The sequence below is a fragment of the Luteolibacter ambystomatis genome, assembly GCF_018137965.1.
In the GTDB taxonomy this organism is placed as follows: domain Bacteria; phylum Verrucomicrobiota; class Verrucomicrobiia; order Verrucomicrobiales; family Akkermansiaceae; genus Luteolibacter; species Luteolibacter ambystomatis.
Genome location: NZ_CP073100.1, coordinates 594,311 through 617,376, shown reverse-complemented (window position 1 = coordinate 617,376; position 23,066 = coordinate 594,311). Strand labels below are relative to the sequence as shown.

Here is a 23,066-nt window from a genome sequence, read left to right as displayed (position 1 = left end):
CTCAGGGCTTCTTCTTCGTAGGAGCCGGTTCCGGTTTGATGCGGTTGTCCTCGATCTTGTCGCCGTAGTCCTGCACCAGCGTCTCGATGCGCGCGCGGGTGATGCCGGTGAACGGCTCGCGCGCCGACAACGCCTCGCCCACCCCGAACTTCGCGTAACGGTCCAGGATCTCGTTCGCGGTCTTCGCCAGCGCGACGTTCTTCGCGCGCTGGTCCTCGACCTTGCGGCGCAGCACCGCGTTCTGGTCGGTGAGCTTCACCCGTTCGGCTTCCTTCGCCGTCGCGAGTGCGGCGGCCTTGGCGTAGCCGTCCTTCCACTTCTCCAGCGCTTCCTTGAACTTGCCGATGAGCTGTTCCTGCGCGGCGACCTTGCCGTTGAGGTCCTCGATCTGCTTCTTCGCCGTGGTCTGGTCCGCCGCCGCCTGTTTGGTCAGCTTCTCGACCTGCGCGGTGAGCTCTTTCACCTTGGCGTCGTTGGCGTCCTTCTCGGCCTGCAGGTTGGCCTTGTCGGCTTCCGCGGTGCGGAGCTGGAGCATCGTCGCCTTGAGCGATTCGCGCAGCTTGGTTTCAGCCGGGCTGGGACCGTCGGCGGCGAGCGCCGCGCCAGCGGCAGCGCGAGGGCGAGGGCGAGGAGGAGAAGGAGGAGCGCATGGCTTCGAGGAGAGGAAGAGGATTTGAAATCTGGGATCTGGAATTTCAGAGGTGGAACGGTCGCGCCGGACGGCCTCAGAACTTGGCGTTGAGGTCGACCTGCAGGATGTCGTTGCGGTAGGTCGGGCCGGCGATCTGGTCCGCGCTCATCCAGCGCGCGCCGATGCGCACCGCCTTGAGAGCGCCATGTTCGCCCCGAGCGTGAAGCCCTTGAGGTTGGTGCCGCCGCCGCCGAAGTCCGAGTCGGTCAGGCCGTCGACCACCGAGTCGCTCTCGACGTAGCGGTAGCCGAGGTAGGTCTGCCAGTCGCCGAACTTCTCCAGCGCCGCGTCCCCACCACGAGGTTGACCATCCACGCGGTGTCGCCACCCTCGAACAGACCCTGCTTCTGCGGGTCCCCCGACGGCCCGCGGTTGTTGACCGCGAACTGCGCCACCGACGATTTGTCGAAGGCCACGTTCTTGACGAACTCGCCGGTCAGAGACAGGCGCACCGGCTCGTAGCCGTCGTAGTCGAGGCGGCCGGTCACCGTCAGCTCGCGGAACGGCGAGGCCAGCCCGAGCTACTGCCACTGGTTGCTGTTGCCGTTGTTGTTCGACGGATCGGGCAGGATGTTGCGCAGCGCCATGTAGGTGTTGCCCTTCTGCGCGAACGACGGACGCAGCCCGTCGGTGTCGCCCGCGTCGGAGGACGTCAGCGGCACGTGCGGCGTGGACAGCTTGCCCTTCACGCCGTCGAAGTCGTAGAAGGCGACGCCGAACTTGCCGGTGAGCTTCTCGGCGATCTTCCACTCGACCCCGATCTGGCCGCCGTAGATGTACTTGTCGGTGCTCTCGAACTTCGCCGGATTGATCGACGAGAAGTTGAAGTCGGTGTTGAAGATCGGGAACGCGCCCGCGGTGGCGAAGACCTTGATGTCGTCGTTGAAGCGGAACTTGCCCTTGGCGGCGAAGCCGTCGAAGCCGAGGTCGTCGTCCCAGACGATGTCGGTGTTGAAGAACGGGTTGTCGAAGCGCCCGGCCTGGAGGTCGACGTCGTAGCAGTGGTCCTCGCCGAAGTGGTAGCTGAGGAAGGCGCGGTCGATCCAAACGGCGTACTTGCTGAAGTTCCCGCCCTGGGCGTTGCCCGCCGCCCCGAGGCTCTGGTTGGGCGAGACCGGCGAGTTGTTCTCGCCGGTGGCGAGACGCAGCCCGGCGGTGAAGCCGTCGTCCAGATCGATCTCCGCCCCGACGCGGGCGCGCAGGCGGAAGCGGTCGCGGTCCTGGTCGACGTTGTACTGCGGCGAGTGCTGGGTGCCGGCGGTGTCGTAGGGCGCGCCGGTGTTGATGGCGTTGAAGTTCGGGAACTGGCCGCTGTTGTCGTTGCCGCCGGGGAAGAAGCTGCCCTCGTAGCGCACGCGGACGTCGCCGAAGACCTTGTAGCGCTTCACCCATTCCGGGGTGGCGGCGGGCGCCGACCAGTTCTGGACGCGGGCCTCGGTGAGCAGCTGGTGCTTGATCTCCTCGCGCATCTGCGCCTTGACCGTTTCCGGGACGTAGGTGACGCCGACCTCGCCCTCCTGCACCGGCGCGAGCGCCTCCTGCTGCACCGCGGTCTGGATCTCGGCGCGCTGCTGGGCGCGGACGCGGGTGGCGTCGGCCTCGGCCTGGCGGATCATGGTGTCGGCCTCGTCCTTGGTCAGCACGCCCTTCTCCACCAGGCGGTGGATCAGGTTGATGGTGACGTTGTCGGTCGGCCTGGCCGCCTCACCTGCGGGAGTTTCCGTGGTTTCATCGCCCACCGGGGTGACGCCCTCGGCGGGGAGCTGGTCGAGCGACGGCACCGCGAGCGACTCGTCCTCGGCGAACGCCGGTTGGAGGGCGAGCGCAAGCAGCGGGGCGAGGCGGAGGGGGATGGAACGGACGGACATGGGAACGTGGAAGAAGAGAGGGATCAAAAGGGGGATATCAGCGCGAGGCGGTGGAGGGCTTGGAAGCGGAGATGCGCATCACGATGGGCATCGGCATGTCCGTGGGAGGAGCGCTCGGAAGCTGCAGGCCGTTGAGCACGGCGGTGGCGTTGCCGTCCGCGCCCTTGGCACGGGTGACCCGGCCGGTGGCGTCCACCCACACCCGGAAGGTGCCGCTGAAGGTCGCCGTGCGGGTCTTGGGATCGCGGCCGAGGGCGTCGCGCACCGCGCTCTGGGTTTGGCCGGCGTAGGCGTCGTACTTGCCGCTGCGGCGGCCGCCGTTGCCACCGATGCCGGTGCCGCCGTTGCCGACCGCACCCTTGCCGGTGCCGTGGCTCAGGCCGAAGCTGTCGTTGCCGGGCCCTTCGAGGTTGGTGCTCAGCGCCGGGGCCGGTTCGGGCTCGGGGCCTGCGGCGGCGGCGGGGTGTCCTCGATCGCCTCCTGCTTGACCATTTCCTGTTTCACTTCCTCCTGCTTCGGCGGCTCGACCTTCGGCGGCGGCGGAGGGAGTGGCGGCGGGGCGGCAGCACGATGCTGATGGTGTCCACCTTGCGCGGCTTCGGCTTGTCCCCGCCCTTCGGCGCGAGGACGAAGGCACCGCCGCCGATCGCGACCAGCGCGACCGCTCCGGCGATCCACGGCCACGGACTCTTTTTCGGTGGGTCGAGAAGTTCGTTGCTCATGAGAGTTCAGAAGTTGGGACCACAGATTTCGCAGATGACACAGATTGAAGAGGAGGAAGACGAAGATTCTGTCTTCTGAAAAATCAGCGTAATCCGTGGTCAATGATCCGAAGTCGTGAAGTCGTAGGGTTGTAGTAGTTCGAAAGGAATTACTTCGCCTGCGTGGCGAGGCCGATCTGGGTGATGCCGAGACGGCCGAGGACATCGAGCACGTCCATCACGCCCTGGTACTGGACGGCGCGGTCGCCGCGGACGACCACCGGGAACTCGGGCGTCGAGGCCTTGAGCGTGCCGAGGCGGCTCTCCAGGTCCGCCAAGGTCACCGGCGTGGTGTTGAGCAGGATCTTGCCGTCCGGCGTCACCGTGATCGCCTGGGTCTTCGGACCGCCCAGCTTCGGCTGGCTCTTGCTGCCGCGCGGCAGGTCGATCTTCGTCCCCTTCACCCCGCGGTGGTCATGATGATGAAGATCAGCAGCAGCACCAGGTAGAGGTCCACCATCGGCGTGACGTTGATGTCGTCGTAGCTTTTTCCGTCGTCGGCTTGCATGGCGTGGGTCGGGGTCCGGGGTGGATCGGATCAGACGGGTTCGAGCGTCTTGGGCACCGGGTGCGCGTTGGCGTGCGCCTGGGTGGCGTTCACGTGCGGCGTGGATTCGCCCGCCGGCGGGTAGAACTCGGCCATCTTGGCGATGAACTCGTCGATGAAGACCTGCATCGTGCCCATCGACTCCTTGATCTTGCTGCTGAGGTAGCTGTAGATGAACAGCGCCGGGATCGCGACGATGAGGCCCGCCACGGTGGCGAGCAGCGCGCTGGCGATGCCGGGCGCGATCGAGTTGACGTCGACCTCGCCGCTCTTGGCGATGATGGCGAAGGTGATCATCACCCCGACCACGGTGCCGAGCAGGCCGACATAGGGTCCACCCGCGATGCTCATGGTCAGGAACACCAGGCCCTTGTTGAGGTGGTGGTTCTCATGCACCAGTCCGGCGTCGAGGCTGGCGCGGATCGCTTCGATCGAGCGGCCCGACAGGCCCTTGGTCCGCGTCTTGTCGCGCTCGAGGCGGTGGCGGATTTCCTCCGAACCGATGTGGTAGAGGTGGTAGAGCGGCGATTGCTTCACCAGCGCCTGGGTCCTCGCGTCGGCGAGACCGCCGAAGCTGCTGACATTGGCCTTGTCGCCGTGGTCGAGCGCGGTGAGGTCGCCGGAGAGCTTCTTCCACTGGTCGAGGAAGACCTTGCCGCCCTTCTGGATCGAGTTGAGGTAGAAGAACTTTTTCACCGCCACGCTCCAGCCGACCAAAATCATGAGCACGCACACGCCGATGGCCATCCAGCCGTCGAACATCATGTTCTTCGCGATGTCGCCGAAGAGCATGATGTGCTCGAGCGCGGCGCTGTGCTTGGCGCCGCCTTCGCCGCCTTCCACCTCGCCGACGGCGACGGCCTTGGTCGCCGCCTCGCTGGGTACTCCTGGGTGAGGGCGGCGAGCTTGAGCCAGCCCTCGGGGCGGGCGACGCGCGAGATTTCCAGTTCGTCGAGCTCGCCGTTGAAGCGTTCGCTGTTGGCCACGGGGCCGCGGTGCCGCCGAGGAGCAGCGGCGCGGTGCTGGCGGGCAGGCCCGCGGCGAGCGAGCCGGCGGCCACGCCGTTGACGTAGGTCTTGATGGCCGCGCCTTCGGCGACGAAGGCGACGTGGCTCCACGCGCCGGCGGCCAGCGGCGCGCCGGAACTACTGCGAACGCCGTTGTTTTCCACGATCAGGACGCCCTGGTCCAGAACCACCCGAAGGGTGTCGCGGCTGAAGAGGATGGCGTTGGGACGCAGCGCGGCGGGCTTGACCCAGGCCGACCAGGTCAGCGCCTGGTTGGCGGTCCATTCGAGGGTCGCGGTGTTGGGGATGCCGACCGGTTCGCCACCGGCGAGGCGCAGGCCGCCGCCGACCACCGCGCCTTCGGACGCGGCACCGGGCTTGTCACCGTTGTTCTTGGCCGGGGAGGAGTCGACCGGCGCGGCGCCGCGCTCGGCGAAGTGATAGACGAGCACGGTGTCGGCGTCGTAGGCGGGGGCGGCCGCGGGGCGGCGGCTTTGGGATTGCCGTAGTAGAGCGTGAACTTCGCCTCGCCGCCCTTCACCGCGGGCACCTTGACCCACACGAAGGCCTCGTTCATGAGGCCGTCGTATCTCTCGATCTGGTAGGGCAGTTCCTTGCCGTCGTCACCGATGAAGCGCAGGTCGCTGCCATCCTCCTTGGCCGTGGGGAACTGGAAGTTGCCGTCGTGCAGGCGCACCAGCACCGTCGCGGCACCGGCGTCGCCCGCGTCCTTCGCCGACACCGCCACCGGCTGGCGCTGCGTCCATTCCTTGTTCCACCAGTTCGAGGATTCACCGGCGGAAACATGCTGGGCCAACAGGGTGGCCAGGACGGGGAGAGTGAGGAGACGGAAGCGCATGTTGAGAGTTGAAGGCTGAGAGTTGAGAGGCAGAGGAAGAGGAGAGGTGGAGACGAAGCGGGTGGCGGGCGTTGCTTTAGAAGTCGCCCCAGACGCGGAAGGTGTAGAGCGGCTGGCGGTCCTGGCCGCTGCTGCGCCGCAGCAGCGGCAGCCCGACGTCGAGCGAACCGTTGTAGTGGTCGAAGAAGCGCCCGCGCGTGCCGAGGCCGACGCTGAGCAGGCTGCTGCCGGGGTCCTGCCCGGGAAGAGGCGCCTGGATCGACGTGAACCCGGCGTCCCCGAAGACGTAGAAGCGCCAGTCGTTCTCCGCATCGTCCTTGCCGGTGCCGACCAACGACGGGCTGCGCAGCTCAAGGGTCGCGGTCACCGCGTCGTCGCCCAGCGTTTCGCTTTCGAGGTAGCCGCGCACCGTGCCGAGGCCGCCCGCCGAGAACTGCTCGCTGTTGACCAGCGGCTGGCTCGACATCTGGCCCTGCACCCGCGCGAAGCCCTGCAGCCCGTGCGGCAGGTCCCGGTGTGCGAGAGGTCGCCGCGGAAGTAGAGGAAGCTGCCCGCGCTCTTGTAGCGCTTGTTGTTGAACTCGTCGGCCGAGGCCCCCATCCCGCGCAGGTGCAGCGTGACCCCGCCGTTGAAGTCGGTCTTGCCGCTCTTGTGCTTCAGCGACGCGGTGTAGAGCGCCGTCAGCGGGTAGTAGGTGAGCGGCGCCTGGATCGTCCCGGTGCTCGAGGTGAGGTCCTCGTCGAAGTGCTTGTAGTCGAGACCGAAGCTCAGCGACTGGTAGAAGTCCCTGCCCTGCGGCAGCGTCTTCAAGACCCGGAGGCCGAGGATCTCGCCGCGGCCCGCCACCGCCAGCCCGCCCAGCGTCGAGACGTTGCTGTCCTGCTTGGTCCCCTGCAGCATCAGGCTCCAGCCGTTGGAGAGCGGCGCCAGGTAGTAGCCGGAGAACACCTGCGCGTCCTCGAGATCCAGCGGCGCGACCTGGAAGCTCATCCCCATCGCGTGGCCGAGCTGCCACAGGTTGTCATACGAGACCGCGCCGTTGAGCCGCAGCTCGCTGGTGTTCGCGCTGTAGCGGTTGTTGACCTCGAGGCTGCCGTGCAAGGGCAGCCCGTCCTTGACCTTCAGATCGATGTCCACCGTGCCGGGCTCGACGCCGGGACGCAGCTCCGGCGTGACCGTGCGGCCGCCGAGCTGGTTCATCGCCACGAGGTTTTTCGTCACCTCGTTGAAGTTGACCACCCTGCCCTCGGCCAGCGCCGGGGCCAGCCCCTTGAGCGCCGAGGGCGAGGTGAAGCGCGCGCCCTTCACCCGCAGCCGGCCCACCGGGTTTTCCGAAACCTCCAGGATCACCGTGCCGCGCTTGATCTGCTGCACCGGGATCGCCACCGCCACCGCCTGGTAGCCCTTGTCGTGATAGAGCTTTTCGACCGCCGCCCGCGCCCGGTCCACGTCCGCAGGCATCTGCCCCGGTCCCAGGAACGGATACACCGCCTCGCCGATCTCCGCACTACCCACCACCCCGCTCTTCACACCACGCACCCGGTACTCGCGGATATACATCGGACGCGCCTCGCCAACAGGAGCCTCACCTTCGGCACGCACTTCATGGAACGTCCATGCGGAAGCGGCGACGAGTGCGAGGCGGAGACTGGCTTTGAAATCAAACATGAGGACGGCTCTGGCTAAGAGGAGATCCGGGAATCGGAAGCATCCGGATTGGATGCGATGGAGAACAGACGGCTCAATCGGAACGGGCTTCGAGGGCGGTTTGCCGGACATCGGCATAGGCCGACCATCCCCACTTGGTACGGAACAATTCGTCCTCGTAAGAAAGACCGCGGTGCGGACGGATGGAAGCGACCGGAGCGGCTACGGCTTCCGGCTTTGTTTCCACCGGAGTCTTCGCATCCACCGTCTTTTCCACGCTCACGGCGAGCGCCACACCCGACGCGCCCGGCACGGGCCGGAACCCGCGGACGATCACGTTCCGCTGGTTCACACGCACTGCATTGCCTGGTGACGTTGCTTCGACCGGCGAGAAATCTTCCACGTCTTCCGCCGGTTGAAAGGTCGTCGCCTCGGCGACAACCGGAGCCACTGTCACGACAGCCGCCACGAGCGCGTCAGGTGTGTGCTTCTCATCCACCCGTGTCCTTGATTCCCCTTCCCTTCTCCGCTCCGCCGCTCCTGCGAACGCGGCTTCGGAGCGACCGAACGACCGCTGCTCCAGCGCACGACGCAGGGGTGCGACCGAATGATCGTGGCGACCCACGAACAAACTGATCGACAGCAACGCAGCGAAGACGGCGATGAGCGGAAGGAGTTTCATGGCACGGGGAGATGAGTCGTGCAATCCGCCGGAAGGAGAGACGGCCTCCGGCGGATCACGGTGCTACCAAGGGATCACTTCGGCACCACCAGGCCACCGTCGGTGAAGCGCTGGACCTTGAAGGTGCTGTCGTTGAACAAACCACCGCCGGATGGAGCGTCCACATTCTTGATCTGGTCGCGCAGCGCGTTGGCGAAGTTGAGCTTGGTGCCGGTGAGGCCGCTCTGCGGCTTGAGAATACGGTTGTAAAGCCAGGCGGTGTAGCGGCCGTTCTGAACATTCGAGCTGGTGAGATCCACGCCGTTGTACTTCAGCGCCACGCCGCGGTTGGCCAAGGGCACCACGCCGTTGCCGCCCAGAATGCGATCGGTCGCATCACCCGGAGTCACGTAGCCGATGTAGTAACCGGCGGTCGCATTCGGATAGAGGAACTGGTTCGTCTGGGTATCCTCATCGAAGTACTTCCCCTTGTAGGCATCGGAACCAAGCGTGACGGTGAGGTTCTGCGCCACCAGAGCACCGGAGCTGAAGCCGCCGTTGCCGAGGCCGCTGAAGATACCACTGACGGTTTCGACCGGCCACAGCGCGTGGGAATTCACGGTGCCGCCGTAGGTGATGCCACTGGTGGTGGTGGTGCCAGTGACGGAAGGCTGCCACACCGTGACGCCGGTGGTGGTGCCCAGACCGATCTCCGTATAGGCACCGAAACGCTGGCCGGCGTCCGTATTACGGCCGATGGCGTAGACGATCTTGTTCTGGTCCGCACTGAAATCACCCGTGAACTGTGCGAGCGAAACCGAACCGGAGGTGTAGAGAAGCTGCGCGAGCTGGGTGGTGATGTTCGCACCCGTGCTGGGGAAACCCGGGCTGGCGTAAAAGCCCAGCGGCGAAACACCGACGATTTCCTCCACCACCGGATTGTAGGTCACGTTCTCGAACACTCCATTGAACGGCGAGGTTGACTGGAAGTTCGTGGAAAAACCGAAGTCGGCCTTTCCGATCTCGTAGTCCACATTGAGGTTGGTAGCGGTGAGCGGATTCGGCACGGTGCCGGTGCCGGTGCCATTGCTGACCACGAAGCGCTGGTCCGTATTGCCCGCCACCGCGGCCACTCCGGCGAGAGCGCCGGAGTAGGAAACCTTGATGATGACCGGATTGCCATTCCAGGTGCCGTTCCAAGCGCCGAAGTTCGCGCCCGTGGCCGTGCTCAGCGAACCGGAGGACGAGGTATTGCCGGAAACACCCTGGAAGGTCCAACCGGAGGCGAGGATATGGGAAATCGCGGTCTGGGTGGCGACCCGGTCGCCATTGGAACCCACGATGCGGATGACGGTCTGGCCGGAGGCGGAACCGGCGAGGGCGAGGACGAGAGCGGCGAGGGCCGCGCTTTTGAATGGTTTCATGAGTGTGGTTGGGAAAAAGGTTTAAAAGACTAGGAATATAGTAGATTTCAGGCGGAACGGCGGCGGCGGGAGATGCCGAGCAAAAGACCCGCGGCGGCAACCAGGGTCACCGACGGCTCCGGCACCGGACTGACGTTGGAGGTGAAGCTCAGCACGCCGCTATCGCTGATGGTGAAGTAGCCGGGCGTGGTGACACCGGTGGTGCCGATGCGATAGAGATCGAGCGCGGTGCCCGCGGTGCCATCGCCGAAATTGCCCTCGATGCTGTTCCAGCCGCTGAGAGAGCCGAAATCGGAGGTGCCGCCGGTTCCAACCTGCTTGTAGTAGCTGGAGGCACTGGACGAATTCGTCTGGAGCACACCGAAGTTGCTGTTGTCCGTGGAGGTGCTGCCCTGGTAGCCGCCGATGCCCTGGAGCACCGGTGAGATCTGGTTGGCGGTGCTGGTGCGGTTCGCGGCACTCAGCGCGATCCATGGATCGCTTTGCACGCCCACCGTGGGCTGCTCCTTGGAGGCATACAGCGTGGGGCTGGCACCGGGGCTGACGCCGAAGACGCCCCACGAAACATCGCCGCGGGTGTTCCAGTCGGAACCATAGGTGGCCACCAGGTCAGCCCCGATGTTGCCAACGTTGAGCGTGATCGTGGAGCCGGGAGTCGCATCGCGGAACTGCGAATACTGGCCGACATTGACGATGTAGGAGGTGGAGCTGCCCTGGCCGTCGGTGGCACGGAAAGCGACGAAGATATCGCCACTGGCCGGAGCGGTGACGGTCACCGAGGCCTTGGCCGCCGCGGCCCCGAGGACCACGCCGGTCACGGCGAACAAGGTCGCACGCAGTGTTTTGGAGTGAAGTTTCATTTGTCTTTCGAAGTGTTGGTGAAGGCTGGCCCGCCAGAGGCTGGGCCGGGGATGAGAGCCGGACCGCCGCATGCGCCTGTGGTCCGTCTCGGTTGCTGGGTGGGAATAGGCCTCCGGGAGTTCCGGTCGGTGGAAATCGCTGCCGCGCGTGGCGGCACGCCAACGCTCATCGACAGGAACAGGTGGAGCAGGTCATTGGACAAATGAGGTGGAGAGAGCTCTGATTGCGCCTTACTGCGAAACCCGTACCCGATAGAAACCGGTGGGACGCGAGCGACGGACGGCATCGGTATCCAGGAAAGTGTGGGGAGCAGCTCCGGTGGCGGCATACGTGCCGATGGATTCCCAGGAACCGGCGGCGAGCGTCTGCGAGTACTCGACGGTATAGGTGCGGGAGGCGACCACGTTGAAATTCACATGGATGCCATCCCCGGCCGGGGCCACCGATTGAAGCCGGAAGAAATCCGTGGAATCGTTCGGATTCGTGCCCGCGATCGCTTCGTTCGCATCGGTCACACCGTCGTGATCGGTATCCGTGTTCGGATTGGTGGGAACGACATTGGTGAAATGGATGGTCCCCGAAGCACTGATACTGAAGCTGCCGACGGTCGTCACACCGGAGGCCGCAATGCGGTGGAAATCGAGAATCGTTCCCGCTTCACCATTGCCGAAGCTGCCTTCGATGCTGCTCCACTGGCTCAGCGAGCCGAAGTCACTCGTACCCGCGGTAGCCACCTGCTTGTTGTAGCTGGAAGCATCCGCCGAGTTCGTCTGGAAGGTGGCGATGAGGCTGTTGTCCGTGGAGAGACGGCCCTTGTATCCGCCGATGTTCTGGATCACCGCGCTGATCTGATTCGACGTGCTGGAGCGGGACTGCTGCACCAGAGTCGGCCATGCGGTGCTGCGGACGTTCACCTGGGTACGCTCACGGGAACCGTAGATGATCGGATTGCCGTTGTTCGGACGGAACGAGAAGATCCCCCAGAAAAGGTCGGCGCGGGTGTTCCAACCATCGCCGTAGGTGGCCTTGAGATCCTCACCAATATTTCCCAGTCCGGAGACATCGAAGGAGCTTCCAGCTGCGGCGGTCGTGAACTGCGTGTCCACACCCAGCTTCACCAGATAGGAAGTCGCGCTGCCTTGGCCATCGCTGGCACGGAATGCGAGAAACACGTCCCCCGTCACCGGATCCGGCACGGCGGGGTTGACGGCTTGGGCGCTGGTCACGGCAAGCACGGAACTGGCCAGCACAAAGAGGGCGGAGCGGTAGAGGTGGGCTCTCATGTCAGCGGGAAAGGTTAAGCTGGATTGATAAAACCAGACTTTTTTGTATAGTTTTTAGGCGATGAAAAGAGGAGGATGGAGAAAAGTTCCGGGCACGATGGCGCGGAGATGAAGATTGCCTGGAAAAGGCCGGGGCAGAGGCCATCGTTTCCCTACGTGGGGATCACGGGCCGCAATCAAACCGGTTTCCCGATGGAAGACGGGTCAACAGGCGATCAGGATCAATCCAGCTCGCTCCCATTTGCATGGGTTGCTTTCGCCGAATCGAATCAAACCCTTATCAATCTCATCTTTTTAGTGTAGATTAGAAGCAGGGCTGGGAATTTCTTAATCCGCTCTCCACCCTTGTCAATTTTATTTTACCTATTGGTAGAGAAAAGGAGGAGCAGCCGACTCCCCTTCTCCTACCGGCACACGAAAAAGCCCGGCAGCGGAATCCGCTCCGGGCTTTTGGTAAAGATGGTTTCCGAGGATCAGATCGCGGCAAGAATGCCGTTGAACGTGGAGCTCGGGCGCAAGGCGGCGGAAGCCTTCGCGTCGTCCGGCTGGTAGTAGCCGCCGATGTCCACCGGCTTGCCCTGTACGGCGATGAGTTCCTCCACGATCTTCGCCTCGTTCGCACGCAGGTCGGTGGCGGCGGTGGTGAAGAGCGCCTTCAGTTCGGCATCGTCATTCTGCGCGGCGAGCGCCTCGGCCCAGTAGAGCGCGAGGTAGAAGTGCGAGCCACGGTTGTCGATGGTGCCGAGCTTGCGGCCCGGGGAACGGTCCTCATCGAGGAACTTGCCGGTGGCAGAGTCCAGCGTAACGGCCAACACCTTCGACTTGGCATTGCCGAACGTTTCGCCGAGGTGCTCGAAAGACACGGCCAGAGCGAGGAACTCACCGAGCGAATCCCAACGGAGGTAGTCCTCCTGCACGAACTGCTCGACGTGCTTCGGCGCGGAACCACCGGCTCCGGTTTCGAAAAGTCCGCCGCCATTCATCAGCGGGACGATGGAGAGCATCTTGGCGCTGGTGCCGAGCTCGAGGATCGGGAACAGATCGGTGAGGTAGTCGCGGAGCACGTTGCCGGTCACCGAGATGGTGTCCTGTCCGGCCCTGATGCGCTCCAGTGAGAACTGGCAGGCGGCAGCCGGGGCGAGGATGCGGATGTCGAGGCCGGTGGTATCGTGATCCTTCAGGCAGGTGTTCACCTTCGCGATGATCTGCGCGTCATGGGCGCGGTTCTCATCGAGCCAGAACACCGCCGGAGTGTTGGTGGCGCGGGCGCGGTTCACGGCCAGCTTCACCCAATCCTGCACCGGGGCGTCCTTGGTCTGGCAGGCGCGCCAGATGTCGCCTTCCTCCACGGTGTGCTCAAGAAGCACGGTGCCAGCGGAATCAATCACACGGACGGTGCCCGCCGCCGGGATTTCGAAAGTCTTGTTGTGGGAGCCATATTCCTCGGCGGCCTGCGCCATGAGGCCGACATTCGGCACGGTGCCCATGGTGCGGGGATCGAAGGCGCCGTGCTTCTTGCAGAAGTCGATGGTGGCCTGATAGATGCCCGCGTAGGAGCTGTCCGGAATCACGGCGAGCGTGTCTTGCAGCTTGCCCGCGGCATTCCACATCTGGCCGGAGGAACGGATCATGGCCGGCATGGAGGCATCCACGATCACATCGCTGGGGACGTGGAGGTTGGTGATGCCCTTGTCGGAATTCACCATCGCGATGGCCGGGCCTTCCGCATAGAGCGCGGCGAGGTCGGCTTCGATGGCAGCCTTCTGGTCGGCGGGAAGCGACTGGATCTTCGCAACGAGGTCGCCGAAACCGTTCTTGAAATCGATGCCGAGCGGGGCGAGCACGGCGGCGTGCTTGTCGACAAGCGCCTTGAAGAACACGTCCACGGCGTGGCCGAAGATGATCGGGTCCGAGACCTTCATCATGGTGGCCTTCATGTGCAGGGAGAACAGCACGCCCTCGGCCTTCGCTTTCGCGACCTGCTCTTCCAGGAAGGACACGAGCGCCTTCTTCCGCATCACGGTGGCGTCCAGGATCTCACCGGCCTTCAGCGGCGTGCTGGCCTTGAGGACGGTCACCGCGCCATCGGCGGCGGTGAGCTCGATCTTCACATCGGTGGCGGCGGGAACGGTGACGGACTTCTCATTCGAGAAGAAGTCGTCCTGCCCCATGGTAGCGACGGTGGTCTTGGAATCCGCGGACCAGGCACCCATCGAGTGCGGGTTCTTGCGGGCGTATTCCTTCACGGCCTTCGGCGCGCGGCGGTCGGAGTTGCCTTCGCGAAGGACCGGGTTCACGGCGGAACCCTTTACCTTGTCATAGCGGGACTTGGCGTCCTTTTCGGCATCCGTCTTGGGGTCTTCCGGATAGTCCGGCAGGGCGTAGCCCTTGGCCTGGAGTTCGGCGATGGCCGCCTTGAGCTGTGGAACGGAGGCGCTGATGTTGGGAAGCTTGATGATGTTCGACTCCAGCTTGGTGGCGAGTTCTCCCAGCTCGGCCAGCGCGTCACCGATGCGCTGTTCGGCGGGCAGGAGGTCGGCGAAATTGGCGATGATGCGGCCGGCGAGCGAAATGTCCCGGGTCTCCACCGCGATGCCGGAGTGCTTCGTGAACGCCTGGACGATCGGCAGGAACGAATAAGTCGCGAGCGCGGGGGCCTCGTCGGTCTGGGTGTAGATGATGGTGGGCACCTTGGACATGGTCGTGAGGTCGGATTAAGACCGGCCACGGACTAGGCGATCCGCCCTTCCGGGTCAATCCCAGTCGACGCCGGGAAGGCCGGTTTCGCGTTCTTGCGAAGATTTTTCCAATCGACCGTTTGACTTTCTAACATGCGCGGCCACGTTGAGGCGGCTTCCGGCGCTCGGCTTGGCTTTTTTCATGACACAAAATCGCCCGGTTCGTACGGGCCCGGCTAGCCACCTGTTTCCCGGTGCGCCCTTGACGCCATCTGAAAAAGATTGCCACCGGTCCGGGGGAGAAAATCGGACAAGCTCTCAGCCCCCTGCGGACCCACCTTGCTGATTCCGATCACACCCGCGCCGACAATGGCATTGGGGCCGCAGGTGGGACCAGGGGATCCCCACCCGTTTGCTACGGAACGCTCGGAATCAGCGGCCCAGCGCCATTTCCCACTCGGCTTCCTTGAAGCCGGTCAGGGCCACGCCCTTGCCGATCACAAACGGTCTCTTCACGAGATTGCCGTTCGCGGCCAGCAGCCCGAAGGCCTCCTCGCGTGACATCCCCGGCAAGCGATCTTTCAGTCCGAGCTCGCGATAATCTCCGCCGGATGTATTGAAGAGCCGCTGCAAGCCGAGGCTGGCCGCCGCGGTCGCCAGTTCCTCCACGGTCGGCGGTGTCTCGCGAATCGCCTTTTCCTCGAAATCGATGCCGCGGGCTTGGAGCCATTTCTTCGCGTCCCGGCAGGTGGAGCAATTCTTGTAGAGGTAAACCTTGAGCACGGCGCAGTTTCACCGTCCTCTTCCCTCCACCGCAAGCGCCGATGTCCGCCCTCCTCTCCGCCAACGAACTCCGCCTGTCCTACGGTTACCAAACCCTGCTGGACGGGGTGACGCTTGCCGTTTCCGCCGGAGAGAAAGTGGGGCTCGTCGGTCGCAACGGCTGCGGCAAGACCTCGCTGCTGAAGATCCTGACCGGTGCCCAGCAGGCGGACTCCGGGGACCTTTCGCTGCGCCGCAGCATCCGGGTGGGGTATCTGCCACAGGAATTCGAACTCGATCCGACTCTCAGCGTCCATGAGAACATCGCCGCCGGAGCCGCCGATTTGGTGGAGGCCATCCGCCGCTATGAGCACGGTGAGGGCAGCGATTCCGAGCTGGCCGAACTGCTGCACCTGATCGAACACGCCGATGGCTGGAACCTCGACACCCGGATCAAGGCGATCTCCACCGCTCTCGGCACCGCTCCGCTGGAAGCTCCCGTCGGCCCACTGTCCGGTGGGGAGAAGCGCCGTGTCGCCCTCTGTCGCGCGCTGGTCTCGCAGCCGGATCTGCTGCTACTCGATGAGCCGACCAACCATCTCGACTCCGAGTCGATCCGCTGGCTGGAGGATTTCCTCAAGGGCTTCCCCGGCGCGGTGATCTTCGTCACCCACGACCGCTACTTCCTCGATGTGATCGCCACCCGCATCATCGAGATCGACCAAGGTCGCGCGTTCTCCCACCCGGGGAACTACACCGCGTATCTGGAATCGAAGGCCGTGCGCCAGCAGATCGCCGAACAGACCGAGCGCCGCCGCCAGCGTTTCCTCCGCGAAGAGCTGGAATGGGTGCGCTCCGGCGTGAAAGCACGCGGTACGAAATCCCGTCACCGCCTCGATCAATTCTACGAGATCGAAGGACTGCAAGCGCCTCCCGAGGAACGCGAGATGGATCTTCTCATCCCTCCCCCGCCCGAACTCGGCAACACTGTCGTAGAGTTGGAAAGCGCGGGCATCAACGTCGGCACCGCCGCCAATCCGCGCTGGCTGTTCCGCCACCTCACGCTGTCGATGCGTCCGGGGCAATGCACCGGCATCGTCGGTCGCAACGGTGTTGGCAAGACCACGCTAATCAAGCTCTGCCTCAACCAGATCCCGCCCAACGAAGGCACCGCGGAACTCGGCAAGAAGGTGCGGGTGAACTACATCGACCAAACCCGCATGGCGCTCGATGGCACCGGTTCGCTGCTCGATGAAATTTCCGACGGCAACGAGAAGCTCCAGTTCGGCAACCAGACGCTCGGAGCCCGAGCCTACCTGCGCCGTTTCCTTTTCAATGACCAGCGTATCAACGAACGAGTCGATCTTCTCTCCGGCGGTGAGCGCGCGCGCCTGATGTTGGCGAAGGTTCTGAAGAACGGCGGCAATCTGCTGGTGCTGGACGAGCCGACCAACGACCTCGACCTGCCCTCGCTGCGCATGCTGGAGGAAGCGCTCGCGGACTTCGATGGCAGTGTGCTCGTCGTCTCCCACGACCGCTATTTCCTCGACCGTATCTGCGATCAGATCGTGGCGTTTGAAGAAGACGGCATCGTCGTCCAGCCGGGCAACTACTCCTACTATCTCGAAAAGCGCCAGGCCCGCGAACAGCGCGACAAGATGTTCGCCGCGGCAGCCGCCCGCGAAGCCGCGGCACGCCAGAAGGCCGTGGAGCCGCCGAAGCCACGCAAGCTCACCATGGCCGAGAAGAAGGAGCTCGAAGGCATGGAGGACGCCATCCTGCTCGCAGAGGAAAAAGTCGCGGACATCGAAGCCATCCTCAACGACCCGGACTTCCAGATGAACCGCTTCGCCGAAATTCCGGAGACGATGAACCGTCTGGAAGTCGCACGCGAAAATGCCGCGAAGCTGTATGCGCGGTGGGAAGAACTGGAGGCGTTGAAGTAGCGCGCGCGGGGCGTTTTACCAGATCTTCCCGTCCCGGATGATCAGCTTGCGATCGCCGTTTTCCGCGATCGTTTCATCGTGGGTCACCACCACGAGTGTCACGCCGTGTTCGGTGGCGAGATTCAGCAGGATGTCCATGATCTGCTTGCTATTCGCCGAGTCCAGATTGCCGGTCGGCTCGTCCGCGAAGAGCACCTTGGGTTCATTGACGATGGCGCGGGCGATTGCCACACGCTGCTGTTCTCCACCTGAAAGCTCCGCAGGAAGATGATCCGCGCGGTTTGCGAGGCCCACGCGTTCCAGCGCCTCCATCGCCGCAGCGGTGCGGTCCTTCTTTCCAAGAAGTCCGGGCACCAGCACATTCTCCAATGCGGTCAGCTCCGGCAAAAGATGGTAGTTCTGGAAAACGTAGCCGATGCGGGCATTGCGGAAACGCGCCTGCTCGCGGTCCCCCAGCTTATAAAGGTCCTGGCCATCGATGTGAACCGATCCCTCCTCGGGTCGTTCAAGACCAGCGAGCGTGTAGAGCAAAGTGGACTTGCCCGCACCGCTGGGGCCGCAGAGGAAGACCTTCTCACCACGCGCGATGGTCAGATCGATGCCATGCAGCACTTCCACCAGCTTCTTCCCGAGAACATAGCTGCGGTGCAAATTCCTCGTTTCGATCATCGGCGCGTCGGACACGCGGCGAAGTTAGACGCGGCTGTTGGAAACCGGAACTGAAATTTCTTCACGTCGCCGGAACCCGCCTGCCATTCCAAAAATGCGACACCCGCGCCGGCGAACCGGACGCGGGTGTCTTTCCTTGCCTCCCTGAGAAAGCTACCGGCTCATTGGTCGAGCAGCGGGTCACGGGCGCGGGAGCCGAACTGGAGCCGGAGACCACCGCCTTTGAAGTTCATGTCGAGCTTGAGAGCATCCACCCGCGCACGGACGTCTTCAGGAGCCTTCTCACGATCCTTGTCGGTTTCCCACGGACCGGACCAGACCACCGAACCGCCCTTGTCGAAGATCTTCACTTCCTTTCCGCCGTTCTTGCTCTTGATCTCCACGGAGCCTTGGTCGTCCATCAGCCGGACGGTGCTCTCGCTGTTGAGGTTGAATTCCTTCGCAGCGGATGCATCCGCACCGGGATTGCCCTCGAGCATCTTCTGCATGCGGTTCTGCATTTCACGCACGACCTGGTCGATCTCCGGAACATTCATGTCCAGATTCGGATCACCGGACGGATCATGAATTCCGGCACGACCGCGCACACCGCGTTCGAGCGATTCGCGGAAGCGCTTGGCCTGATCCTGCGGCATGCCCTGGAAGAAGCGATCGTAGGAGGGCTGCTCGTTCGGCACCATGCCGAGTTCGGTTTCCGGGCGGGTGCCGAGGATCACCTTGCGGCTCTCGGACTTGCCGGCATGGATGAAATCAATGGCCACTTCGTCGCCGGGCTTCTTCGCACCGACCTGGCTGGAAAGTTCGGCGTGGCTGGCGACAGCCTTGCCGTCCACCTTGAGGATCACATCGTTGATGGCAAATCCGGCCTTGGACGCAGGACCGGTGGGATCGAGCGAGCGGACGATCACGCCCTCGCCCGGCTTCAGGCCGATGTGGGCGGAAAGAATGTCCGGCACGGTGCCGCTGCCGAGCCCGAGATAGGCGGTGGCCTGGGCAGGCTGTGCCGCCTGGCGTGGCTCGGGACGCTGGTTGCGGAGCGGCGCTTCCACGGACGGAGCGTCCTCGGCAAGCGGCTGATCGCGCGGCACCTGGATGGCCGGCACTTCATCCGGCGGGGCTTCGATCGCAAAAGCCGGAGTCACCAGCGCGGCGAGGCTGGCGGAAAGAATGGCATGTTTCGCGGTTTTCATCGTTGACATACTAGGAGCGTCGTAGCAGCCCGGTTTTATCTGATTTTTGATCAATCGATTTTTTCAGGCACGAGGATCAGCTCCTCACGCGGTTGTTCGAACTCCACCTTCCTGCCCTCGGAGTTGGTGAAGCTCGCCTTCTCCTTGAAGGTGGCGCGCATCACGCGGTAGGGGCGGCCGTTCTTCCAGATCACACCCTCGTCCTTGGCGTCCTGCACATCGCGTCCGTAGCCCGAGGGCGAAAAGGAAGCGGGAGCCACCCGATCGTCGTTGGACGTAACGGGAGAACCGGCCACACGAACCGGTCCGGTGGAAGGGGCCTTGCCGGCAGGCATCATCAGCGCGGTGAGGCCACCGAGCAGCGCGACCGCAGCGGCGGCGGCCATCGGACGATAGCGGCGGACCGGAGCGGGAGCGGCATTCGGCTTGGTGAACATCACAATCTTCTCGTCCACATGGAAGGGCGCGTTGGCCACGATCCCCTCAAGGGAACGCATCAAATCCGGAGGCAGCGTCAGCGGCTCATGGCCGCCGAGCAAGGCCTCCATCCGCATTTCCTCGGCAGTCGGCCGGACCAGCGATCCGTGCGCGGCCTGTTCGAGTCGGGCGAGCAACGCCGAGTCGGGCACGGCCGGACGCAGGGAGGCCAGGCATGCTTCGATGTCGTGGAGATCGTCGTTCATGGATGAATCAGATGGAAAGATCACCTTTGCGGCGGGCGCCGCCGAGTTTGCGTTTGAGGGCTTCAAGTCCGTAGCGATACCGGGAGGCCGCCGTGTTTTGAGAAATTCCGAGAGATTCGCCGATTTCCGCAAACGTGCGTTCGCCCCAGATTTTCATGACGATCACTTCGGCGAATTTCGGCGGCAGTTCCTTGAGTCCGGCTTCCAGCAGGGCGCGGGTTTCGTCATCCGAGGCTTCACTCTCGAACCAAGGGTGGAACGCGTCTTTCTGATCGCTTTCAATCTCCACGCCCACCGTGTCCTCGCGGCGCTTGCGACGGTCATCGCGGCGGCTGAGGTCGATGGCGAGGCGGCGGATGGCGGTGTAGAGGTAGGGCAGCCAGGCATCCTGACCGCCCACGAATTCCCCGCTGTTGAGCTTGTCCACCAGTTTGACCAGCGCGTCCTGGAGGATGTCCTGGGCATCCTCGTTCGAGCGGGTCTGCTGGCGTGCGAAAAGCAGCAGGCGCGGGCCATGTTCCACCAACCACGAACGCCAAGCGGTCGCGGAGGGAGAGAGATCGGTTGCGGCATTCACCGGTTGGGAGGCTTCATCCATGGAGCGATACCGGTATTAAGATTTGTTTTTCCGAAGTTGCGCGAAATGCCGCGCCAGCGCCACTCCGGTGGGTGAACCGGGGATTCCGGCCAGTTGGCAGGGAGTTCCCGTCCCCACCAGCGTGCCCCCGTGGACTCCCCGCCCGGTCCGAGATCCACCACCCAGTCCGCGGCGGCGATCACATCCAAATGGTGCTCCACCACGATCACGCTGTGCCCGGCGTCCCTCAGCCGGAAAAACGCCGCCAGCAGCCGCTCCACATCGCCGAAATGGAGGCCGGTGGTGGGTTCATCGAAGAGATACAGGGTGTGCGGAGCCTGCGGTTTCGCCAATTCTACGGCCAGTTTCAGTCGCTGGGCTTCGCCACCGGAGAGGGTGTTCGCCGCCTGCCCGAGCTTCACATAGCCGAGGCCGAGGTCGGTGAGAATCTCCAGCAACACCCGCAGCTTCGGCACCGCCCCGAAAAACGTCCACGCCTCTGCGATTGGCAGCTCCAGCGCGTCGGCGATCGACTTGCCCTTGAAGGTCACTTCCAGCGTCTCACGGTTGAAGCGCCGACCACCGCACGCCTGGCACGGCACCCAGGCGTCCGGGAGGAAATTCATCTCGATCTTCAGCCGTCCCGCACCCTCACAGCGTTCGCAACGACCGCCCGCGGTATTGAAGCTGAAACGCCCCGGCCCGTAGCCACGCTGCTTCGAGAGCGGCAGCTTGCCGTAGAGTTCACGGATGTGGTCGAAGGCCCCGGTAAAAGTCGCGGGGTTCGAGCGCGGGCTGCGGCCGATGGGTGATTGGTCGGCGACGACGAATTTGCCGATTTCACCGAGCCCCTCGATGGCATCGTGTTTTCCGGGCACATCGCCCGCGCCATTGAAATGGCGGGCGAGTACCCGGCGCAGGATGTCATCCGCGAGGGTTGATTTTCCACTGCCGCTGGGTCCGGTGATGCAGACCAACTGGCCGAGAGGAAGGGACACATCAATCTCCTTCAGGTTGTGTTCACGCGCGCCGCGGATCACCAGCGAGGCCAGAGGGAGACCGGTGGCGGGCACGTTCGGATACGGAGGGATTTCACCGCGCAGCCATTGCCCGGTGGGTGATACAAGGGTGTCGGGTTCGCCTTGTCCGATGATGAGACCACCCTCCACGCCAGCGCCGGGTCCCATGTCGATCACACGGTCAGCGGCGCGGATGATCTCCTCATCGTGTTCTACGACGACCACCGTATTTTCCAGATCGCGCAGCCGCTTCAACGCCCCGATCAAGCGGGCGGTGTCCGCCGCATGGAGTCCGATGCTCGGTTCATCCAGCACGTAGAGCACGCCGGAGAGTCCTGCACCGAGCTGGGTGGCCAGACGGATGCGCTGGGCCTCCCCACCGGAAAGCGTGCCGCTGGCACGATCCAGCCCAAGATAGCCGAGGCCGACTTCCTCCAGAAACGAAAGGCGCTTCCGCACGTCATCGGCCAATCGCTTGCAGATCTCCAGCTTCGCAGCATCGATGACAATGCCGTCGATCCAGCCAAGGGCATCGTCCACCGGCAGCCCGCAGAAATCCTGAATGCCGAGCCAACGGCCACCACAGCCTTCGATCCGCACGGCCTGCCATTGCGGCTTCAGGCGTTTGCCATGGCATACACGGCAGGGACGATGCGCCATCACGCGCAGGAGCCGACGGCGCGCGGCCTCGGACTTCGCGAGGCCGATCTTGCGCTCAGCCTCTCGGCACAGGCCTTCGAAGGGCTTCTTCTGGCTCTTTTTCTCGCGACCGACCTTCCAGCCGGTGTCGAGTTCGCCGCCTTCGAACAGCAGCCGCGCCAGCTCCACCGGCAAGGCGTTCACCGGCATTTCCGGCTCCACAGAGAACATCCGCCCCATCGCCTCCGCCTCACGCTTGAACTGGGTGTGCCGGGGCGAACCGTCCTTCCACCAGCCGCGGATGCCCCCGGCGGTCCAAGGCTTCGCCGGGTCGCCGATCAGCAACGCCGGATCGCAGAACGACTCCGTCCCGAGTCCCTCGCAGGCCGCGCAGGCACCGAGGTGGGAGTTGAAGGAAAAGTGACGCGGCGAAAGCTCCTCCACGATCAGACCGGTGGTGGGATTCCGATAGCTGGTCTGGAATGACAAGTCCTTCCACAGATCGCCTGCCTGAATCGAGGCACGGGCTTCGCTGCCGCAGATCTTGAGCGCGGTCTCCACGGAATCCGCCAACCGGGCCTCGCCGCCCGGTCGCACGACAAAGCGGTCCACCACCACCTCGACCGCCACCGGCCTTTCCGGCCACGAAGCTGCCGCTTCCTCAATTTCCAAGAGAGAGCCATCCACCCGCACACGGACGAAACCCTGGCGCTTCAAGTCGCCCAGCAGGCGTTCCGGCTCGGAGGCTTCTTCAAGGGGAACCGGCGCGAGCAATACCACCCGGCTGCCCTCTGGCAGCTTAGAGAGCGCCGTCACAATGTCCGTGGAGGTCATGCGCTCAAGACGCTCTCCCGTCGCGGGATCATGCGGCACGCCGACCGCCGCCCACAGCACGCGGAGATAATCGTAGATTTCCGTAGCGGTCGCCACGGTCGAACGCGGGCTGAGCCCCCCGCTCCGTTGCTCAATGGCGATCGCCGGGCTCAGGCCCTCGATGGAGTCCACGTCCGGTTTCTCCAGTTGGTCGAGGAATTGGCGGGCATAAGCCGAGAGCGATTCGACATAGCGCCGCTGCCCCTCGGCATAGAGGGTGTGGAAAGCGAGCGACGACTTTCCTGATCCGCTCGGTCCGGTGATCACCACCAGCTTGCCGCGCGGGATGTCCACATCGACCCCGCGCAGGTTGTGCTGTCTCGCCCCTCGGATCCGGATCGCTTCCACCCCATCAGGAAAAAGCCCCGCGCTGCGGCTGCCAAGTTCCCAGCGACGAAAAAATCCCCACCTTCCGCTTGGC

The 23,066-nt window shown here is 64.1% G+C and carries 20 protein-coding genes and 3 pseudogenes; 1 reads left to right on the top strand and 22 read right to left on the bottom strand.

The genetic code is table 11. The features are described 5' to 3' along the window. Position 1: 1 nt before the first annotated feature. The 17 genes and pseudogenes from KBB96_RS02405 to KBB96_RS02320 all read right to left on the bottom strand — a co-directional run bounded on the left by KBB96_RS02405 (position 2) and on the right by KBB96_RS02320 (position 15,070). Positions 2-535, bottom strand: coding sequence for a hypothetical protein (locus tag KBB96_RS02405; protein WP_211631889.1), 534 nt, complete (start codon positions 533-535; stop codon positions 2-4). Between the two features lie 190 nt (positions 536-725). Continuing rightward, positions 726-2,559 (bottom strand): annotated as a pseudogene (locus KBB96_RS02390) (putative porin). A gap of 37 nt (positions 2,560-2,596) precedes the next feature. Next, a complete protein-coding gene (locus KBB96_RS02385) occupies positions 2,597-2,824 on the bottom strand; it encodes a hypothetical protein (RefSeq protein WP_211631885.1) in 228 nt (75 codons plus the stop codon). 235 nt (positions 2,825-3,059) lie between these two features. Next, positions 3,060-3,281 (bottom strand): hypothetical protein, encoded by a 222-nt coding sequence (locus KBB96_RS02380; RefSeq protein ID WP_211631884.1) that lies wholly within the window; start codon positions 3,279-3,281, stop codon positions 3,060-3,062. A gap of 149 nt (positions 3,282-3,430) precedes the next feature. After that, positions 3,431-3,828, bottom strand: a pseudogene (locus KBB96_RS02375) (ExbD/TolR family protein). Between the two features lie 30 nt (positions 3,829-3,858). Then, positions 3,859-4,710, bottom strand: a complete 852-nt coding sequence (locus KBB96_RS02365; RefSeq protein ID WP_211631881.1) for a MotA/TolQ/ExbB proton channel family protein — start codon at positions 4,708-4,710, stop codon at positions 3,859-3,861. Between the two features lie 202 nt (positions 4,711-4,912). Continuing rightward, a pseudogene (locus tag KBB96_RS21290) lies at positions 4,913-5,227 on the bottom strand (LamG-like jellyroll fold domain-containing protein); the annotation flags it as partial. Beyond that, a complete protein-coding gene (locus tag KBB96_RS02360) occupies positions 5,137-5,733 on the bottom strand; it encodes a DUF2341 domain-containing protein (RefSeq protein WP_211631880.1) in 597 nt (198 codons plus the stop codon). The pseudogene KBB96_RS21290 and the gene KBB96_RS02360, both read right to left, overlap by 91 nt. A gap of 76 nt (positions 5,734-5,809) precedes the next feature. Next, on the bottom strand, positions 5,810-6,199 hold the full coding sequence (locus KBB96_RS21150) for a ShlB/FhaC/HecB family hemolysin secretion/activation protein (RefSeq protein ID WP_211631879.1): 390 nt from the start codon (positions 6,197-6,199) through the stop codon (positions 5,810-5,812). Further along, entirely contained in the window at positions 6,097-7,401 is a 1,305-nt protein-coding gene (locus tag KBB96_RS02350; protein ID WP_211631878.1) for a ShlB/FhaC/HecB family hemolysin secretion/activation protein, read from the bottom strand. Before KBB96_RS02350 ends, KBB96_RS21150 begins: the two co-directional genes overlap by 103 nt. A 73-nt stretch (positions 7,402-7,474) precedes the next feature. Beyond that, complete coding sequence (locus KBB96_RS02345; protein WP_211631877.1) at positions 7,475-8,062, bottom strand: hypothetical protein; 588 nt, start codon at positions 8,060-8,062, stop codon at positions 7,475-7,477. A gap of 74 nt (positions 8,063-8,136) precedes the next feature. Next, positions 8,137-9,465 carry a hypothetical protein gene (locus KBB96_RS02340; RefSeq protein ID WP_211631876.1) on the bottom strand — a complete coding sequence of 443 codons (1,329 nt, stop codon included), beginning with the start codon at positions 9,463-9,465 and terminating at the stop codon, positions 8,137-8,139. Between the two features lie 47 nt (positions 9,466-9,512). Continuing rightward, entirely contained in the window at positions 9,513-10,325 is an 813-nt protein-coding gene (locus KBB96_RS02335; RefSeq protein WP_211631875.1) for a hypothetical protein, read from the bottom strand. Positions 10,326-10,556: 231 nt separating this feature from the next. Further along, the gene (locus KBB96_RS02330) at positions 10,557-11,609 is read right to left on the bottom strand and encodes a thrombospondin type 3 repeat-containing protein (protein ID WP_211631874.1); all 1,053 of its coding nucleotides are present in this window, start codon (positions 11,607-11,609) and stop codon (positions 10,557-10,559) included. 473 nt (positions 11,610-12,082) lie between these two features. Beyond that, on the bottom strand, positions 12,083-14,308 hold the full coding sequence (locus KBB96_RS02325; RefSeq protein ID WP_211631873.1) for an NADP-dependent isocitrate dehydrogenase: 2,226 nt from the start codon (positions 14,306-14,308) through the stop codon (positions 12,083-12,085). Positions 14,309-14,362: 54 nt separating this feature from the next. Then, positions 14,363-14,491: a hypothetical protein gene (locus KBB96_RS21145; RefSeq protein WP_264176986.1), complete on the bottom strand. Its 129-nt coding sequence runs from the start codon at positions 14,489-14,491 to the stop codon at positions 14,363-14,365. Between the two features lie 228 nt (positions 14,492-14,719). Next, positions 14,720-15,070 carry an arsenate reductase family protein gene (locus KBB96_RS02320; RefSeq protein WP_211631872.1) on the bottom strand — a complete coding sequence of 117 codons (351 nt, stop codon included), beginning with the start codon at positions 15,068-15,070 and terminating at the stop codon, positions 14,720-14,722. Between the two features lie 41 nt (positions 15,071-15,111). Here KBB96_RS02320 and KBB96_RS02315 point away from each other — a divergent pair, with 41 nt between their 5' ends. After that, a complete protein-coding gene (locus tag KBB96_RS02315) occupies positions 15,112-16,995 on the top strand; it encodes an ABC-F family ATP-binding cassette domain-containing protein (protein ID WP_211631871.1) in 1,884 nt (627 codons plus the stop codon). Positions 16,996-17,010: 15 nt separating this feature from the next. On the opposite strand, the gene KBB96_RS02310 is transcribed toward KBB96_RS02315, so the two are convergent. The 5 genes from KBB96_RS02310 to uvrA form a co-directional block, all read right to left on the bottom strand. Then, positions 17,011-17,679, bottom strand: coding sequence for an ABC transporter ATP-binding protein (locus tag KBB96_RS02310; RefSeq protein ID WP_226373627.1), 669 nt, complete (start codon positions 17,677-17,679; stop codon positions 17,011-17,013). A gap of 146 nt (positions 17,680-17,825) precedes the next feature. Continuing rightward, positions 17,826-18,854: a S1C family serine protease gene (locus KBB96_RS02305; RefSeq protein ID WP_211631870.1), complete on the bottom strand. Its 1,029-nt coding sequence runs from the start codon at positions 18,852-18,854 to the stop codon at positions 17,826-17,828. Between the two features lie 50 nt (positions 18,855-18,904). Beyond that, positions 18,905-19,537, bottom strand: coding sequence for a hypothetical protein (locus KBB96_RS02300; protein WP_211631869.1), 633 nt, complete (start codon positions 19,535-19,537; stop codon positions 18,905-18,907). 7 nt (positions 19,538-19,544) lie between these two features. Then, a complete protein-coding gene (locus KBB96_RS02295) occupies positions 19,545-20,135 on the bottom strand; it encodes an RNA polymerase sigma factor (protein WP_211631868.1) in 591 nt (196 codons plus the stop codon). Then, positions 20,111-22,993, bottom strand: a complete 2,883-nt coding sequence (gene uvrA / locus KBB96_RS02290; protein ID WP_226373626.1) for an excinuclease ABC subunit UvrA — start codon at positions 22,991-22,993, stop codon at positions 20,111-20,113. The genes KBB96_RS02295 and uvrA overlap by 25 nt, the downstream gene beginning before the upstream one ends. Positions 22,994-23,066 lie beyond the last annotated feature (73 nt).